Consider the following 17603-nt stretch of genomic DNA (forward strand, 5'->3'; position numbering starts at 1 on the left):
TTATGTCCTATCGTAAAAAGCTGATCGAGGTGTCCATACCTCTCGGTGCGATTAGCCACGAGTCCGCGCGCGAGAAATCCTTGCGCCATGGCCACCCTTCCACCCTGCACCTATGGTGGTCGCGCAAACCTCTGGCCGTCTGCCGGGCTGTGCTCTTTGCCTCGCTAGTTGATGATCCCGCCGAGCATCCCGAGCAGTTTCCCACCGAGGAGGCTCAGGCGCAGGAGCGTAAACGCCTCTTTGCCCTTATCGAGAAGATGGTGAAGTGGGAGAATGCCAACAATGAGGAAACGATGCGGGAGGTGCGCGCGGAGATCGCGAAGGCCACGGAAGGCGCACCGCCGCCCGTGCTGGACCCCTTTGCCGGCGGCGGCTCCATTCCCCTGGAAGCCATGCGCCTGGGCCTGGAGGCGCACGCCAGCGATCTCAACCCAGTCGCCGTGCTGCTCAATAAGGCCCTGATCGAGCTCCCGTCCAGATTTGCCGGCTGCCCGCCAGTCAATCCCGAGGCTCGTCAATCGCTCATCGACGGCGAGTGGCAAGGCGCGCGCGGCCTGGCCGCCGATATTCGCTACTATGGTCAGTGGATGCGCGACGAGGCCCGGCGGCGCATCGGCCAGCTTTACCCCAAAGTTAGCCTGCCTGCCGAGCTGGGCGGTGAGGAGGCTACGGTGATTGCCTGGCTCTGGGTGCGCACAGTGACCTGTCCCAATCCAGCCTGCGGAGCGCAAATGCCGCTCGCCAGTAAGTGGTGGCTCTCAAAGAAAAAGGGTAAAGAGACCTGGGTTGAGCCAGTTGTGGATGCACAAAGGAGGAAAATGTACTTTGAAATTAAAGGGGGAATAGCGGATAAAGACAAGCTTAGAGAGATAGACAATGGATCTTGTTTTATAAATGGGAAAGGCAAGAAAGTAAAAGCCTCCTTTACCTGTCTGTTCTGTGGGAGTGGTATTGCTAAGGGAGAATATATTGATATGGAGGCAGACAAGGGCAAGATGGGATGTTTGCCTCTGGCTATTGTGGCTGAAAGCAATCAAGGGCGAGTATATCTGCCTTTTGATAGTTTGCAGATTGAAACTGTGAACAATCTGGTAGAGATATATTTTTCTTCCGGCGAGATTCAACAAAGGCTACCTTTGGAAGCTGCTCGTGGAACGTTTGCCAGCAATGCTCAGGGGCGTATATATGGTTTTAAGACATTTGCGGATTATTTTACTAAACGGCAGCTTGTCGCGCTTACAACTTTCTCCGATTTAGTGCAGGAAGTTCGCCAGCGCGTGCTCGCCGATGCACAGCGAGTCCATTCATCTGAAGAAGAAATAGATGCCAGAGCATATGCCGATGCGATAGCAACCTATCTGGCCTTGGCAATTGATCGGCTCGCTGATAGAAATTCGAGTATTTGTTCCTGGGATGTGTCGCGTGATAGCACACGCAATACTTTTGCTCGCCAGGCCATCCCTATGATCTGGGATTTTGCCGAGGCCAACCCGTTTAGCGCCTCGACTGGCAATTTTCTGGGGGCGATAGACTGGGTAGCGGAGGCGATTGAGACTGTGCCCTGTGCCGCGCGCGGTGGGGCCGTGCAGCGCGATGCTACAGTCTCAGTCAATGGCCTGGCCCAGCCGCTTATCTCCACCGATCCGCCCTATTATGACAATGTTAGTTATGCCGATCTCTCCGATTTCTTCTATGTCTGGCTGCGTCGCTCACTGAGCACTATTTATCCCCAGCTCTTTAAGACCATGCTTGTACCCAAAGCCACTGAGCTAGTGGCCACGCCCTATCGCTTCGAGGGCAGCAGGAGCAAGGCCCAGGCCTTCTTCGAAAAGGGTTTAGGTGAGGCCTTCGAGCGCATGCGCGCCGTGCAGCATCCCGACTATCCGCTGACCGTCTACTATGCCTTTAAGCAGGCCGAAAGCGAGGATGGGCAGGGCGAGGAGGGCGCGGCCCTGAATGGCAACGGCGGCAAGGTCGTGGCGTCGACCGGCTGGGAGACCATGCTCGAAGGCCTGATCAGGGCTGGCTTTACCATCACCGGGACCCTGCCCATTCGCACCGAGATGGTCAATCGCAGCGTGGGGCAGGGCACAAACGCCCTGGCCTCATCCATCGTCCTCGTCTGTCGCCCGCGTCCCGCCGAGGCCGGCGTAGCCTCGCGCCGCCAGTTCATAAACGCTCTGCGCAATAAACTGCCCGACGCCCTCAAAAAGCTGCAGCAGGGTAATATCGCCCCCGTGGACCTGGCCCAGGCCAGCATCGGCCCCGGCATGGCCATCTACTCCGAGTATCGGCAAGTCGTCGAGTCCGATGGCTCGCCCTTGCGCGTGCGCGCCGCCCTGCAGCTCATCAACACCACCCTTGACGAACTGCTGGCAGAGCAAGAGGGCGAGTACGATCCGGCCACGCGCTGGGCCCTGGCCTGGTTTGAGCAATATGTGCACGAGCCCGGCGAGTATGGCGTCGCCGAAACGCTCTCCAAGGCCAAGAATACCAGCGTGCAGGCCCTCGTCAATACCGGCTGGCTGGAAGCTAGAATGGGAAAAGTGCGCCTGCTGCAGCGCGCAGAGCTTGCCGCGAACTGGCAGGCCCAGCATGGCGAGCTGCCGACGACGGTCTGGGGCGTGATGCAGCGCATGATCCACGCTCTGGATAAAGGGGACGGCGAAGCTGGGGCCGCCGCGATCCTGCGCAAAGCGGGCGAACAGGGCGAGCTGGCACGCGACCTTGCCTATCACCTGTACACGCTCTGCGAGCGCAAAGGCTGGGCCGAGGAAGCCCTGGCCTATAACGCCCTGGTCCTGGTCTGGTCCCAGATCGGCCAGCTTGCGCACAGCTACGCGCCCGAGCATGATGTGCAGCAGACCAGTTTCTTATAGTCTATCTGTAGCAGCGTAGGCATAGCCAATCCGGTTGAACGGTGTGCAATGAGGGAAACAGGTCCGACGTGCTTGCCTATAGCTGGCAAGCCGCCCAGCTGGCTGGATATGGGGAAGTCGGCCGTTCGCCGGCCTATTTATAAGGATTTGCTATCCATTGGAGAGGACTGAGAACACTATGACACAGAGTAATCATGAGCGCGTGGGGCGCGCCCTGGAATTACTCAACGTGGGCTTGCGTCCCTTTGTTGAGAGCCGCATGACCAATACTTTTGGCAAGCGCTGGAACGAAGAAGTTATATCAAATCTGCGTGAGCACCAGGTGGCCGAGCTCAGCCGTAAAGAGCCGCGTTGGGATACCCAGCTTTTGTTAACCATCATGTCGGAATACTGGCAGGCAGCCTTTAAAAGCGTGCTGGGCTTTGCCGAGCGTAACCTCGTTAGCGAGCTGCGGGATACACGCAATAACTGGGCGCACCAAAAACCATTAAGCACCGATGATGCCTACCGCGCCTACGATAGCGTGCAGCGCTTGCTCAACGCCGTCTCGGCCAGCAAGGAAGCCAGCGAGATCGAGCGCCAGAAACAGGAGCTTTTGCGCCTTCGTTTCGAGAGCCAGGCCCGCCAGGAGACGCGCAAAGTAAATACCGCACCACTCGAAGGTAAGCCCACCAATGGGCTCTTGCCCTGGCGCGAGATTGTCACGCCTCATCCCGACGTCACCTCCGGGCGCTATCAGCTTGCCGAGTTCGCCGCCGATCTGGGCCAGGTGCATAGGGGCGAGGGCTCTGATGAGTATCGCAATCCGCGCGATTTCTTTCAGCGCACCTATCTTACCTATGGCCTGCGCCAATTGCTCGTCCGGGCTCTGCAGCGCCTCAACAGCAATGGCGGCGATCCCGTCGTCGATCTCCAGACCAACTTTGGCGGTGGCAAGACCCACTCCCTGCTTGCCCTCTATCACCTCTTCTCGGGTGCTCCGCTCACTGACCTGGTGGGCATCGAGCCCTTGCTCAAAGAGGCTGGCGTCACGCGCCCGGTTGCCGCTCAGCGCGCCGTGCTCGTAGGCCATGCCCTCTCGCCCTCGTTGCCACGTCCCAAACCAGACGGCTGCATCGTCAGAACCATGTGGGGTGAGCTGGCCTGGCAACTGCTGGGCCGCGATGGTTATGCCATGGTTGCCGAAGCCGATAGACAAGGCGTCAGCCCCGGTACTGATGCCCTGCGCGATCTCTTCCAGGCCGCCGCGCCCTCGCTTATCCTTATCGACGAATGGGTGGTCTATGTACGCCAGCTCTACCACATCAACGAGCCGCTCGCCGGCGGCTCATTCGACGCCAACCTCAGCTTTGCCCAATCCCTCACCGAAGCCGCCAAAAGCGTGCCGCAGACCCTCGTCGTTGCTACCATTCCTGCCTCCGATTCGGAGACCGGCGGCGAAGGCGGCGCGGAGGCTACCACGCGCCTGAAAAATATCTTCTGGCGCGTCGAATCGCCCTGGCGTCCGGCCGATGCCGAAGAAGGCTTTGAGATCGTGCGCCGGCGCCTCTTCCAGGATATTAATGATAACTCCCTTTTTATAGCTCGCGATACCGTCGCCCGCGCCTTTGTTGATTTCTATCGCACTCATCAGCAGGAATTTCCCGCCGAGTGTCGCGAGAGCCAGTACGAGAAGCGCATCCAGAACGCCTACCCGATTCATCCCGAGCTCTTTGACCGCCTCTACAATGACTGGTCAAGCATCGAGAAATTTCAACGCACGCGCGGCGTGCTGCGTCTGATGGCCAAAGTTGTGCACCGGCTCTGGCAGAGCGGCGATAAAAGCCTGCTCATTCTTCCGGCCAGCGTCCCCGTTGGCGATTCCGAGATCAAGCCCGAACTTGTCAAGTACCTGGAGGACAACTGGGACCCGGTTATTGAGAAGGATATCGACGGCTCGCATTCTCTGTCCTGGCAGCTCGATACCGAGAGCCCAACCCTGGGCCGCTATTCCGCCTGCCGACGCGTCGCGCGCACCATGTATCTCGGTTCGGCACCCACTCCTCACAATCCCAATAAGGGCTTGAGCGAGGATCGCATCAAACTTGGCAGCTCTCAGCCCGGAGAGAGCATTTCCACCTTTGGTGACGCCTTGCGCCGTCTCTCCGATCGCTCCTCGCATCTCTATCTTGATGGTCAACGCTACTGGTATTCCACCCAGCCCAGCGTGGCGCGTCTGGCTCAGGATCGCGCCGTGCAGTACGATGATGATCACGTCTATGCCGAGATCGAGAAACGCTTGCGCCCCGAGCAGCAAACGCGCGCCGATTTTGCCCGCGTGCATATCTGCCCAGCTTCCAGCGTAGATATCGCCGACGATGATCCGTCAGTGCGCCTGGTTATCCTGCGCGCACAGGCCTCGCATGCGCGTGGCGATAAGCAGAGCAAAGCCTGGCAAGAAGTCGAGAGCATGCTGGATACGCGCGGCAATAGTCCACGCACCAATAAGAATACCCTCGTCTTTCTGGCCGCCGATCGCAGCCGGCTGGAAGAACTCAAAGATGCTGTACGTCAATACCTGGCCTGGGATTCCATCTGTGCCGAGAGCGAGATGCTCAATCTGGAGCCCTCGGCCCTCAAACAAGCCCAGACAAAAAGAAAGGGCGCCGACGAGACAGTTAAGGCGCGCATTCCCGAGACGTATGTCTGGCTGCTGGTGCCAGAACAGGAGCCGCGCCAGTCTATGAACATCGGCGAGATACGCCTGCAGGTCCAGCCGCAGAACGCCTTGGCCGTCAACGCGGGCCGCAAGCTCAGAAGTGAAGAACTGTTGATTACGCAGTTTGCTGGCACGCGCCTGCGCAGCGAGCTGGATAGCGTCCTGTGGCAAAAAAAGAACCACGTTTCGGTCAAGGATCTTCTTAAGTACTTCGCTCAGTACGTCTACCTGCCGCGCTTGAAGAACAGCGATGTGCTCTTAAGCGCGATCAGCGAGGGCGTCCAAGCCCCTATGTGGGAAAAAGAGACCTTTGCCTATGCCGAGAGCTGGGACGAAGAGCGTCAGCGCTACCTGGGGCTCAAGGCTGGTCCCAAAGCCGCGCTCGGCAGCCTCACTAGTGGATTGGTGGTCAGGGCCGAGGTAGCCGCCGCGCAGTTGCAGGCCGATGCCGAAGAGCTGGCACGCAAGCAGGCCGAACAGGAGCAGAAACGCCAGCAGGTAGCGGAGGGCGGTTATAGTTCACCCGGGCATGGCGGCACACCACAAGTCGTCCGTGAGCCTGGCCCCATTGCCCAGCCGGAAACTGACATTGGCGTAAATGCGCCTCCCTATTCCAATGGCCAGGGAAGCACAGGCCAGGCTTTGCCACATGCCGAGCGCCAGAAGCAGCGCTTCTATGGCTCCGTCAAGATCAATCCGCGCATGATGGCCGGTGATGCAGGCAAGATCATGGAAGAAGTGGTCAAGCATCTCACCAGCCTTAGCAAGAGCGGCGTCAGCGTCACCCTGGAGATTCAAGCCGTAATTCCCGATGGCATTCCGGCGGATATCGAGCAGGTTGTCAGCGAAAACTGTCGCACCCTGCGCTTTGAAAGCGCCAGCTTCGAGGAAGAGTAGAAAGCTGCCGTAGCACGCTCTCCTCGGCTGTCAAAATGTCTAAGCCATAAGCATAGAGTTTCGGGTTACTGCTCAGCGAACTAGCGATGCAGTAGCCCGTACCCTGCGTGCGAGTGTTCCGCCGTTGAGGGGCAAAAAGGCACCCTTGCTCCTTTGCCTACAACAACGTTGCAGCAGTGCGAGCACTCTTTCAAGCTGCCATAAGCCTTTAATCGGGCGTACTTGATAAGAGCATATTGAGGATATTAAGCTCCTGTGACATAAAGAGATATTTGCCAGTAAACATCCGGCTGCGCGCCTCCTTGACGTTCAGGCTACGAAAAACCAGGAACGGGAAATCATCGTACTGCTTCCCAATCGGCAGCATGCTATCAGCCGAGTAGAGCGTGCGCACATAGCGTTCCAGCAGCGTATGGAACGGCAGTTGTAGCGGATTATCTGCATCGTTAGGCTCTGGATCCCCGGCAAAATGTTCGCGCATTTCTTGCTGCGTCAGGAACGTCACAAGCGGCAAGACATAATGCTGATCGGGATGGTGGCTTTCCTGCTCATAATGCGGAATCTTATTTTCCGCCATCTCTTGCAGCGCCTTGATAAGCGCAATGCCGTCCTTAAGCGCCATCTGAAAGCTGGGCGGATATTGCTTATCGCCGCTTAAATCACGCATCATCTTGAGCAGATCAATGCTCTGGGCCTGATTTTCCTTCCAGACACGCTCAAACTGCATCCAATAAGCCTCTTGCATCGACATATTCACGATAGGCACAACCAGTAAGCTACCATTGATATAGGCCCTTTCCAGGGGTGGCAATGTAAGCAACTGATCAAAGCCTCGACGCAAGCGCTGCTCAAAATCGTAGGCAAAGCGCGGAATCTGGGCAATGTAGTTCTCCCGCTTGAGCTCGCCCGAGGCCGGCTTTAAACTGAGGGGTCGCAGGCTGATGCGTACATGCTCCAAAATGCTCATCAAGCTCTCTTGCACAACTTTGAGGCGCTTATCGCCGTAATGACGACGCGCGAGGGTCTGAGCCTCGCGAATCAAATTGCTGATGCGCGAAGTAAAGGTCTCGCCCGCCGAATACACGGATTTGCCACCAATCGGAACCATCATAAAATGCTGATTTATGCCCAGTTGCAAGCTGCCGCTGATGCGCGTCATCATTGAGGTTTTGAGGATGAGCAGGACGTTGAGCAAACGCACCATGCCCTCGCGCACCGCCTGCTCGCGGTCTGCAGCTTCTGTATAGATGATCTGATCCGTCAGATAGAAAATGATCTGCTTTTCCTCCTGATCGCGCTCTCCACCACGCCCACGGTAGATTACCTGTAAGATCTCCATCAGGTTTTGCTCAATCTCAAAGTGGGGTATATCTATCAGGATACGCGTCGCTTGTGGGAAGGAGAGCCCGCGACTCGCCGAGGCCGTCATAAAGACTACCCGCGTTGTCTTGCGATACTCGTCGATATCCTGCTTATCTTGCTCCGAAATGTTGGCATGAATTTCCAGATAGTCAGTTTTATATTCAAATTTTCCGCGCGCCTTGCGAATATCCAGGATGAGCTCTGAGAGTCGTTGCTTATCCTGGATATACACGAGTTGCTGGGCTATATTCTCCTTATCCAGGCCTGTGATGATATCCGTAATGATGCGTGCTTTGGTGGCTTGCTCTAGCTGTTTGCTGCGCTGCAAGAACGTGTTTGGATCGAATTGCAGGGCATCGACGCCGATTTTATAGCTGAGGTGGAGCTTGCTGGCCGGAAAGGTATTGGCATTGATGACTGTCGCCGGCTCTTTCAGAAAGTGAAAGGATTCGGCGTGGAGAGGATAGGCTTGCGCCGAGGAGGGACCAAGCCGGCGAAAGTAGATTTTGTCGGGCTCGTAAGTCACGCTGCCCAGGTGCTGGGTAATGATCTCCGGCTCAACAATCGAGGCATCAGCCACAATGACCTTGGTATTGATGTGTGGAGACGTAAGCAATTCGCGATTCTCCAAGAAGGTGTGCAGACCATGCAGGAACTCGACTCCGCTTTCATCGCCGGTTACTTCATCAATCATGATAAAGAGATGCTTGATGTTACGGCTCAAGAGCTCCATCTTGTGCGGGATAAGCTTGCCCTGATCGTTATAGACGCCCTTAAAGATGGTATCCAGATGATGAAGCGTTGTTCCTTTGGCATCATTGAGGCGCTTGAGCGATTGAATCGCCACAGTGGCAATAATGGCTTGCGCTAGTGGTTTCTCCAATGTGATATGCAGCGCCGTGCATAGGCTATCCAGCACGCCGCTGATCCGTTCGCCTTTATCGATCAGCAAGCCCTCCTGAATCTCTTCAAGTTTGCGCGCCGAGATCCGCTGATCCTGGGCTTCCTCGCTCTCGGCATGGATAAAGGTAACATTCTGTTCTTGGAAGGTATCGTGGCGCAGGTCTGAATAGTAATGGACAGTTTTTTGCGCAGCATTGTTGCGAATGATAATAGAGTTCGAGGTAAGGGCAAAGGTGTCGGAACAGGCCGGCTCGCCGGTATCTTCGCGAAATTTCTTGATGATATCAAGATTGACCTGTTTGCGTGGACTGATATAGAGAAAGAGAAAGCCCTCGCCACGCTGGCGCGCCCGCTTTAGAAAGTTCACAATGGCTGTGGTTTTACCAATTCCGGGGTTTCCTGTGAGGAAAAGGTACGGCTTACGGTTTTCCAGTTCTTTACTGGTAAGCAGAGCATGGACATCCAACGCATGCTTCTGCGCATATTCGTCCGGGCGCAATTGGGCCTGTAGCGTTGGGCTGAGATGTTGGGCCGTGATCGGTGTCCGTGTATTGAGAAAGTCTTCGAGAGTCTCTGTATGTTCCAGCCAGTGCACACCATCGCCGTTGTCCACAAGGTGAACAAGTTGCTGCACAAACTTGCGCTCACCACCAAAACCCTTGCGCGCCGCCCGCTGAATCTGGTTAAGAACCTGCGCGCGTACCTCGCCAATAGCCTGATCCGCGAGATGAGTTTTATAGATCTCGGCGCAAGTTTTCAGCAAGTTCACCTGATCCTGTTTGAGCGACATTGCATTCACAGCACGATCAGTGTAGCCAATGACATTGAAGAGTACCTTATCGGTGGACTTCAGAATATCTTTACGCACGAGAAAATTATAAAAATCGTGAGCATAACTGGCAGCCTGAATAAGCTTGGCAGTTTCCTTGTCCCGGCGTTTAAAGGCAGTGAAGTAATGTTTGAGCTGATTGGAGAGCAGCCCGTTGGTAAAGTCCTCTTTCTCCGTATCGATGCTCATATCGCTGAAGGCGCTGCGGCTGCGATTGTAATAAAGCTCGCTGGCCAGCATGTGCCGAATGTTCTCGATATTGCTCAGATCGTTGGCATCTTCAAGATGGCGCACTGAAAAGACTGAGAGGTCGATACAGAGAATACGCCAGTAATGGCTATACTTGAGCAGCAGCAGCGTATCTGCTTTAAGAAAATTGCCTTTTTGCTGATGTTGCCTCATCTCCTCTTCGCTAAGGATAAGCGGCGCCGGCGCCGAGCCTTGAAATTGCTGCATCAGGGCCTCGATAGCCGCCTTATCGTTCTTGTTATAAGTATAGAGACTGTTCTGACCATAGAAGTTGCATTGCAGGTAAACTATCTCGCGGGGTATATTTTTGCGCTGCTGGGCAAAAGAATCGAGAAACTCAGTAAAGAGATTGAGCCCGGCCAGGTAGCCCTTCTGGAAGAAGTAGAGTACCCAGCGCCGTAAGATCTCTTTCTCTAGCGGATTGATCAAGCCTGTGAGTTGATACAGTGCGCCCAGAATATGCTGAATCTTCAACTGGCTCAGATCGTTCTTGTAAAGCTCACCGAAGCGTGTCTTGACTTGCTTGTGTTGATTGATTGCCGCCAGAAAGCCAGTATTGAAGCCGATCTCGAAGATGCGCCCGAGATGCTCGCCTAATGTGTTGCGCTGCTCGCCAGCTGTTTCCATGCTTACTTTTCCTCCCTACTTATATGTTGTATGCAGTATCGCCCGCACGACGTTGAGAAAGGCAAGGCTATTAAAGCGCGCCCTGCCAGTCATGTGGGGAAAGATCGAAAGGGCGCCCACGGATTTATCCCCGATAATGTCGGTATAGGGATCAAGCTTAAAGGCCACCGGATTATCTTTCTGGCTGGCCTTCTCATAGCGCGAGAAATGCAGCAGGGTGATGAAATCGAGCAGCTCAGTCTTGAGGCTCTGGTTTGCAGAGTCATTGAGCAGATCGTTCCAGATGTACTGATCGTAGCTAGGATCATCATCATAGACGTTGATCAGCGTGGCGTAGGACATCACGCCGTTATAGACGGTATCCTTATTCACCGTAATACCGTTGAAGAGGTTGAAGAAAAGCTGGGAGCGTCGCGTGGGATCGTTGCTCACCTTACTCAATTCTCTGATATCATCGATATAGAGCGAGTCGGGATGCAAAAGCTTCTTCTGGGCTGCCTTGCGATTGATGACATAGTATTTGTCGCAGAAGGTTGGGTAAATTTTGATATTCTGATCTACCGCGCGCATAGCCTGAATAATGTCTTTATTCATGAAAAAGAGCTCGCTATTGCCGCTATCGGAGATGTTGAGTGTGCTGGTGTAGGGCGCATGGGCAACGTAGAGGAAGTGCTGATAGCCCTGCTGCTGATACTTTTTGACTTGCTCAATGATGACATCTGGCCGGCTGAACAGCTCCTTGCTATTCTGGTTGGCCGAGAACGTGTTAAGCGTGCGCACGGTAATTGTGTCGTCAAGCTGGCGCTCAATCCCCACCACTTTGCCGATGATACAGGCCTCGTAATAGTCAGGGGCTTTCAGGTTTTCGTCGCTCTTGCGGCTGGAGACCACAATGATCGCTAGCTTGTTGAGCTGATAGGCGCGCGCACCGTTGTTGGCTGGGGCCGCCTGCGTTTGTTGCAGGTGGAAGGTGTGCGGCAAGGCCGAGTAGAGCGAGTAGAGGGCATTGCCCAGCTTGTAATTATTGCCCATGACTGTATCGAGCTGGAAGCCCTGCGAGCCGCTCATATAGTCGGCGCTCAGCAGATGCGCGAGCTGTTTGGCAAGGGCGTGCATAAAGCTCTCATCGTCGTATTTCTCGCCCTTTTCGTCGGGAGCCTGCTCGGCATTGGCGTGTATGCAGATGATCGGCGCAAAGAGCTTGCTCTTTCTGTCCGTCGGCAGGCTATCGGCAAGCAATTTGATCATTGTGTAGGCGAGCAGGGCGTAGGTGAAGCGATAGGCGAAGGCCTCGGGCGAGTCCGTATGGACTTGAGGGCGATGGCGATAATAGAAGGCAATGCGCTTGATACCCTGGTAGACAGTTTTATATTTATCTGGCGCCTGCTGGTCGACGGGAGCCAGAAAGGTTGGCAGGACCTCAATGCCGGCGGTCTGCGTACACATTGTGAAGTGTTCGGGCGGTTTTTCGGTAGGATAATAGTAGATTGGCTCAAAGGCCATCTTGATCGGCAGCCGGCTTAAGGTATTTGGGTCGGGAGCGTCGCTGGTGACGGCGATATACTTCAAGGCGTTGCGCCCGTTGCGCTGATCGAAGGTCTCCTGAAAAAAGTTCCCCTGGATGATCTGGTTGACGTCTTTGGTCAGGATGCTTTTATCAAGGGTCAGCGCCTTGTCATAAGTCTTGCGCTCCGGGCCGATATTGGCTTTGTGCAAAAATTCTTTCAACTTGTTCCGCAAAAGCGTGAGGTTTTCAGTGACGCCGTTTTGGGTAATGGTACGTTTTAATTTTTGCAGCGCGGTTATGGCCTGATGATCGTCGTTGGACTGCAGAGCGGGCAGGATGTGCTCTTCAAAGTAGAGGCCAGGGCGGAAATCCTTATTCTCCATTTCGACAAACACAAAGCAATAGAGCAGGGCGACCTTCAAAACCTTTTCATAGAAGCTTCGTTCCCGCCGAGAAGCTTTTTCCCTGGCTTGATATTCTGAACTGCTCGGATCGAGCAAGGCCATATTAAAGTCAAAGACCGAGTGCCCTTTTCCGCCGTGGTTGTGGACCGCGCCGTTAAGTTTCAGCTTGACGCCGGAGATGAAGGTCTTGGCCTGACGCTGCTGATCGGTGTTTTCGCCAAGGAAGCCATCGATCTCGGTGATGATGGGTAAGGGGCTGAAGGCATCGGCGCGCGCAAAGATGTCGCGATAGTTGAACTCGTTTTTGTGCAGGAAGACTGTATAGTGGCTATATTCTTTATCGGCCTGGCGGATGTAAGCGTCAAGCGCCTGCAGGCGGAGAATAAGATTGCCCAGGAGGATAATAGCTTTTTCTACTTGTTTGGCACTATCGCTTTGGCCCTGCTTGAAGTCTTTCCGTCGCCAGTGAAACATGCCCTCGCCAAGATAGCGCAGATAGCACACGCGCGCTTCGCGCTGAATGCGCGCAACCGACTCCTTGACGATGATCTCTTTGAGCTGGTTGAGATTAGAGGTCTGCTGGTTCTGGGCAACCTCAAGATTCTCGTGCGTATCGGCAATATCGTCCTCATCGCAACCCGGATACTGCTCGATATAGGCATTGATGCTCTTGGCGATCTGCTCGTTAAAGCTGCCAATATTGGTAACGCTAAGGGTTAATTTATGGGCCTTGAGCCAGAGCTCTTGGCCGTCTTTACCATCGCTGGCGTGGATATTTTGCCTCTGCAAGGTGTGCTCTTTGTTGAGGGGATAAGAGAGCGCCTTAGCCTGGTTCTTGATAAATGTATCGATGGGCGCCAGCAGCGCAGTGGCATATCTCTCAAGCGAGCTGTGCTGAAGCTTGCTTTGCATTCTCTTGAGGAGCTGCTCAGCCAGTTCCTCGATGACTTTGTGCTGTAGATCGTGGCTGAAGTCGGTTTTCTCATTGATATCAAGGGCATGCACCGTGGCAAAATTCAGACCGTCTCTGACCTCGAAAGGGATGTAATTGCCAGTCTTAAACTGCTTTCCTACGGTTGCCGCTACTTTATCGATGTCGAAGGCAAGCGAATCTGCCTTGGTAAAAAGATAGTCGTCTTTGCTGTCAGTGACTGTGATGCGTAAGGCCTGTTGAATGGCCTGTAAGAGTTTTTCATAGTGGACGGGCGAGAGATTATTCTCGTCGTATTCTATGCTGCTCATCTTTTCTCAACGTATGCATATTTAAGTTGGTAAATATGCATAGACCTCCTTCTTCTAACACCTGTAACACATGCCTAAAACTTTTAACATGCTTAAACCAGTAGCAGCTATAAAGATGTATATATCACAAAAAAATGATTCCTGCAATAAATTGACTTATTGCACAAGATGAATAAATTCTTGTAATTATGTTCTATTTTTGTCTTCTTATCACTTGTGCAAAAGTATGTGTTTTGGCTGGCTATGCGTGCAAAAGGGTCAGGAATAGCGATTGGAGCGAGGTAGGTGGGGGATGAGTTGCTTCCATCATGAAAAGCAACTCGCAGGTTCGCGCTTGCTCTATGGAAAAGTGTGGCTAATGCATATGATGAAGATATTGCTGGTTTCAGTCGCCGGTCGGAATGACGTTAGCCCCTTCCATCATAAGGATTACCGTGCGTTCGGGGGCCTTGGTTCGATGCACTACGCCCCTGGGAATCGTAAAGCCCTGCCATGGTGCAAGCTCAATCGTTTGGTCCTCTAGCTCAATGATGAAGCGTCCTTGCAAGACAAAGAAGAACTCGTCCTCATTGTCATGTTTGTGCCAGTGGAAGACTCCTTGCATGATGCCAAGCCGCACGACACAATCGTTGACGCGGCTGAGCGTCTGGTTGTACCAGGGGTCCTGGCAGGCCTTGACCAGATCATGAACGTCAAGGAGCTCCAGGGGCTCATAGAATGTATTTAAATTGATTGCATAGGATGTGCGTTCCTCGTTGGTTTCCATCCTGGTCTCCTCGCTACTCGTGTTAAGGAAAAACGTGGGTCGTCAGCTTAAGCCGTTCTGTCTGGGGAAGCTAGACTTTCCGTAGAGGTTTCTCTGGGCTGGATAAGGCGGCCCAGGCGCGGCCGGGCTACTTTGACATAATCGCTGGCCCGCAAGGCCATTGAGCGATCCAGGCGCGCTGCATTGAAGTAGAGCTCCTCATTTTCGAGTAAGGCCGGATCAACGATCAGTTCCAGCTCGGGCGTAAAGGAGAACGGCAGAATCGTCCCGGTTTCACTACCGGCCAGGCGTTCGGCGATCTCCGTGGAGGCAAAGGCCACATATGTTCCTCCCATGAAGGCCTTGACCGCAGCTAAGTCTACTTTGGCATCGCCGGGGACGACGGCAAGAACGTATTTCGTAACTTTTTTGCCAAGTTTGACCAGCAAAATAATACACTTGGCGGCCTGCTGGAGCGTATTCCCACGCAAGGCGCTAACCAGCTCAGTGCGGCCCTCGGGCGCATGATCAATGAGTCGATAGGGTATGTTGTCCTGGTCGAGAAGGGCGAGCAGGCGTGTATAGGCATCTTCTAGCATGCTTGCACCTGCGCCTTCTTTATGCGCTTTGCACCGCTTTGCGAGCGCGCTTTAGTTGTATCAAGGGCCGGGCAAGCCACCTGAAAGATTTTTTCTTGCATCGACATATCGAGCTCCTTTGAACTTTGCTATAAAAAGAGGGCTTGAAAAGGGATTGTTAAGGACCTATTCGCTGGCTCGCGGCGAGGCCTCAATTTCTCTCCTCTTTGCCGCCGTCAGACTGTGGAAAAACCAGAAAGCCTCGCTACTCTTGGCGACATTACTTGGCAGGAACCACGGCATATGCTATGATTCTGCCATGAAAGAGAAGCTTTTGCCAGAGGTAGAAACGACAGGGAACAGCAAAAAACTGCCACATACAGTTGCGGCTCTCGCCTATGATTCGGTTAATCCTTTTGAGTTAGCCGTGGCAAGTGAGGTCTTTGGCTTTGAACGGCCCGAGCTTGGAGTACCGTGGTACCGCTTTTTGATCTGTGCGGATGAGCCACGACCAATCCGCACGGCTGTCGGCGTCTTGCTCACGACTCCTTATTCGCTTGAGCACCTGGCTCAGGCCGATACGATTATTGTTTCAAGCTCGCGTCCCGGTATTGTTCCGGTTTCGCCGGCACTTCTGGAGGCCTTACGCCAATCCTATCGGCGGGGTGCGCGCTTGATAGCCTTCTGCACTGGCGCATTTCTGCTTGCGGCGGCTGGCATCCTTGACGGTCATCAGGCTACTACTCATTGGGCCTGGGCGGACGAACTGGCTCGGCTCTATCCACGAGTGCGGGTTGATGCGCGCCGGCTCTATATTGATGAGGGCCAGATCATGACCTCGGCCGGTACGACAGCGGCGATTGATCTTTCACTGTACGTGGTGCGCCAGGATTATGGGGCCGATATTGCGGCTGCCGTAGCCAGACGCATGGTAGTTCCTCTGCACCGCGATGGAGGTCAGGCCCAATATATCGAGACCCCTCTTTTGCCTGTCTCGGATACCAGCGAGCCTTTTCACAGCACGCTAACCTGGGTAACCAGCCACTTGCAGGAATCCATCACGGTAGAACAGATGGCGGCGCGCGCGGCCATGAGCCCGCGAACTTTTGCCCGCCGCTTCCAGGCTACCCTCGGAACGACGCCCTATCAATGGCTGCTCCTTCAGCGCATTGCTCTGGCTCAGCGCCTGCTAGAAACTACCAAAGAGCCCATCGAGCAGGTTGCGAGTCGCTCAGGTTTTAGCTCAGCGGCGACGTTTCGTTTGCACTTTCAGCGCTTCCGTCACATCTCGCCCCAGGCCTATCGCCACGCCTTTCAGCGCGAGGGCAGGCTGGAAAGCTCGTCAGTGCTCCTTCCCCTGGAGTAGTATTTCGGGATCGTTTCTTTGTAATGTGGTGGATAGGCAGGATGTCGCGATATTTGGTCCCCTTTGCCTGGCAAACGCGCTGCACAAAGAAACCTGATGGCACACTCCCTGAAAGCTGCCGCAATGCCAACTGCTATCTTTCTTCAGCAATCGGCAAAACTTGATAAAACATTCAATTGAGTTATATTGACAAATATATTAACTCAGGCTATAGTTGAAAAGGGAGCTTGGAAAGAGCTGGAGCTGACCAATTTCCCAAAACCGTTAGCAAAATACATCCAATGAAGAAGAGGTTTTCACTATGGAAGCTGACGTACTTTGTCATGACCTTTCCTCTTTTGACGAACAGTACCCTGCCACACTCATTCCCCTCACCTTTGAAAGTCATGGGGACCAGCTCATTGGACGCATTCTTGTAGCTCAAGGAGCCGGGCCACATCCGACAATTCTGCTTTTGCACGGCTTCCCAGGCAATGAACAGAGCGGCGATCTGGCGCATATCTTTCGGCGGGCTGGCTGGAATGTCATGAGCTTCCACTATCGAGGAGCATGGGGCAGTGAGGGAGCCTTTTCCTATACCCATTCCTTCGAGGATGTCCCTGCCGCGCTCAGGATGTTGAAGACTGAGCAGATGCAGGAACAGTGCCGGGTTGATCCTGAGCAGATTGTCTTGATCGGCCATAGCATGGGAGGCTTTGCGGCCCTATTTACGGCGGCCACTGATCCCTCCATTCGTGCAGTTGCCTCACTCGCAGGTTTTCATCTTGGACGCTTTGCCCAGGAATTGCGTCAGGACCCTTTGCTGGTCGAGTCTACTGCAAGTGACTGGGACTCCAGCCTTGCAGCATTGCGGGGAACCACTGGTGCGCAACTCGTGCAAGAGGTTCTCGACCATGCTGAGCAATGGACGCTGAATCATTACATGGACAGGTTGGCTCAGTGCTCTATCTTCCTGATTGGAGGCAGCCGCGACACGGTTGCGCCGCTGCATGTGCATCACACTCCGCTTATTGCTGCACTGGAACAATACTCAGCGTCTCATCCTTCGCCTACCAACGCTACCCTCCCTCAGATAGGCGCTCGGACTCCTGCTATCAGTTCGACCATTTTGCCCGCGGATCATGCATTTTCTGATGCTCGTGTAGCGCTGGCACAACACCTGCTTACCTGGCTTGAAAAGGTGAAACACGCAGACGGTTCGAAGTGAGATAGCAGAAAGGCTACAGCCCTTGAATTTGCACCGAACCATGTAGCTGTCCCGTGATGGAGAAGATAAGGGCTGCTAGCTTTAGCTTCTGTAAAAGTGTGATCTTGTCA

The 17603-nt window shown here is 54.2% G+C and carries 8 protein-coding genes; 4 read left to right on the forward strand and 4 right to left on the reverse strand.

Annotation, left to right across the window (positions count from 1 at the left end; all coding sequences use genetic code 11):
* Nucleotides 1–2: 2 nt before the first annotated feature.
* A complete protein-coding gene (locus EPA93_RS34110; RefSeq protein WP_129891797.1) occupies nt 3–2879 on the forward strand; it encodes a DUF1156 domain-containing protein in 2877 nt (958 codons plus the stop codon).
* A 178-nt stretch (nt 2880–3057) separates the two neighbouring features.
* Nucleotides 3058–6474, forward strand: coding sequence for a Swt1 family HEPN domain-containing protein (locus EPA93_RS34115; protein ID WP_129891798.1), 3417 nt, complete (start codon nt 3058–3060; stop codon nt 6472–6474).
* A 208-nt stretch (nt 6475–6682) separates the two neighbouring features.
* Here the strand turns inward: EPA93_RS34115 and EPA93_RS34120 are convergent, their stop codons facing one another.
* The 4 genes from EPA93_RS34120 to EPA93_RS34135 form a co-directional block, all read right to left on the reverse strand.
* The gene (locus EPA93_RS34120; RefSeq protein WP_129891799.1) at nt 6683–10444 is read right to left on the reverse strand and encodes a helicase; all 3762 of its coding nucleotides are present in this window, start codon (nt 10442–10444) and stop codon (nt 6683–6685) included.
* 15 nt (nt 10445–10459) lie between these two features.
* On the reverse strand, nt 10460–13597 hold the full coding sequence (locus EPA93_RS34125; RefSeq protein WP_129891800.1) for a hypothetical protein: 3138 nt from the start codon (nt 13595–13597) through the stop codon (nt 10460–10462).
* 385 nt (nt 13598–13982) lie between these two features.
* Nucleotides 13983–14363, reverse strand: coding sequence for a cupin domain-containing protein (locus EPA93_RS34130; RefSeq protein WP_129891801.1), 381 nt, complete (start codon nt 14361–14363; stop codon nt 13983–13985).
* Nucleotides 14364–14410: 47 nt separating this feature from the next.
* The gene (locus EPA93_RS34135) at nt 14411–14941 is read right to left on the reverse strand and encodes a YbaK/EbsC family protein (RefSeq protein WP_129891802.1); all 531 of its coding nucleotides are present in this window, start codon (nt 14939–14941) and stop codon (nt 14411–14413) included.
* 313 nt (nt 14942–15254) lie between these two features.
* Here EPA93_RS34135 and EPA93_RS34140 point away from each other — a divergent pair, with 313 nt between their 5' ends.
* Together EPA93_RS34140 and EPA93_RS34145 are read left to right on the forward strand one after the other, a co-directional pair.
* Complete coding sequence (locus EPA93_RS34140; protein ID WP_242527200.1) at nt 15255–16286, forward strand: helix-turn-helix domain-containing protein; 1032 nt, start codon at nt 15255–15257, stop codon at nt 16284–16286.
* 301 nt (nt 16287–16587) lie between these two features.
* Complete coding sequence (locus EPA93_RS34145) at nt 16588–17493, forward strand: alpha/beta hydrolase family protein (RefSeq protein WP_129891803.1); 906 nt, start codon at nt 16588–16590, stop codon at nt 17491–17493.
* Nucleotides 17494–17603: the final 110 nt, after the last annotated feature.

Origin of the sequence: Ktedonosporobacter rubrisoli (assembly GCF_004208415.1) — a bacterium.
GTDB classification, from domain to species: Bacteria; Chloroflexota; Ktedonobacteria; order Ktedonobacterales; family Ktedonobacteraceae; genus Ktedonosporobacter; species Ktedonosporobacter rubrisoli.

Excerpts from the sequence above, each read along its gene's own strand:
- EPA93_RS34145 (WP_129891803.1), top strand. The coding sequence starts at position 16,588 with ATGGAAGCTGACGTACTTTGTCATGACCTTTCCTCTTTTGACGAACAG.
- EPA93_RS34130 (WP_129891801.1), bottom strand. The coding sequence starts at position 14,363 with ATGGAAACCAACGAGGAACGCACATCCTATGCAATCAATTTAAATACA.
- EPA93_RS34125 (WP_129891800.1), bottom strand. The coding sequence starts at position 13,597 with ATGAGCAGCATAGAATACGACGAGAATAATCTCTCGCCCGTCCACTAT.
- EPA93_RS34110 (WP_129891797.1), top strand. The coding sequence starts at position 3 with ATGTCCTATCGTAAAAAGCTGATCGAGGTGTCCATACCTCTCGGTGCG.
- EPA93_RS34135 (WP_129891802.1), bottom strand. The coding sequence starts at position 14,941 with ATGCTAGAAGATGCCTATACACGCCTGCTCGCCCTTCTCGACCAGGAC.
- EPA93_RS34115 (WP_129891798.1), top strand. The coding sequence starts at position 3,058 with ATGACACAGAGTAATCATGAGCGCGTGGGGCGCGCCCTGGAATTACTC.
- EPA93_RS34120 (WP_129891799.1), bottom strand. The coding sequence starts at position 10,444 with ATGGAAACAGCTGGCGAGCAGCGCAACACATTAGGCGAGCATCTCGGG.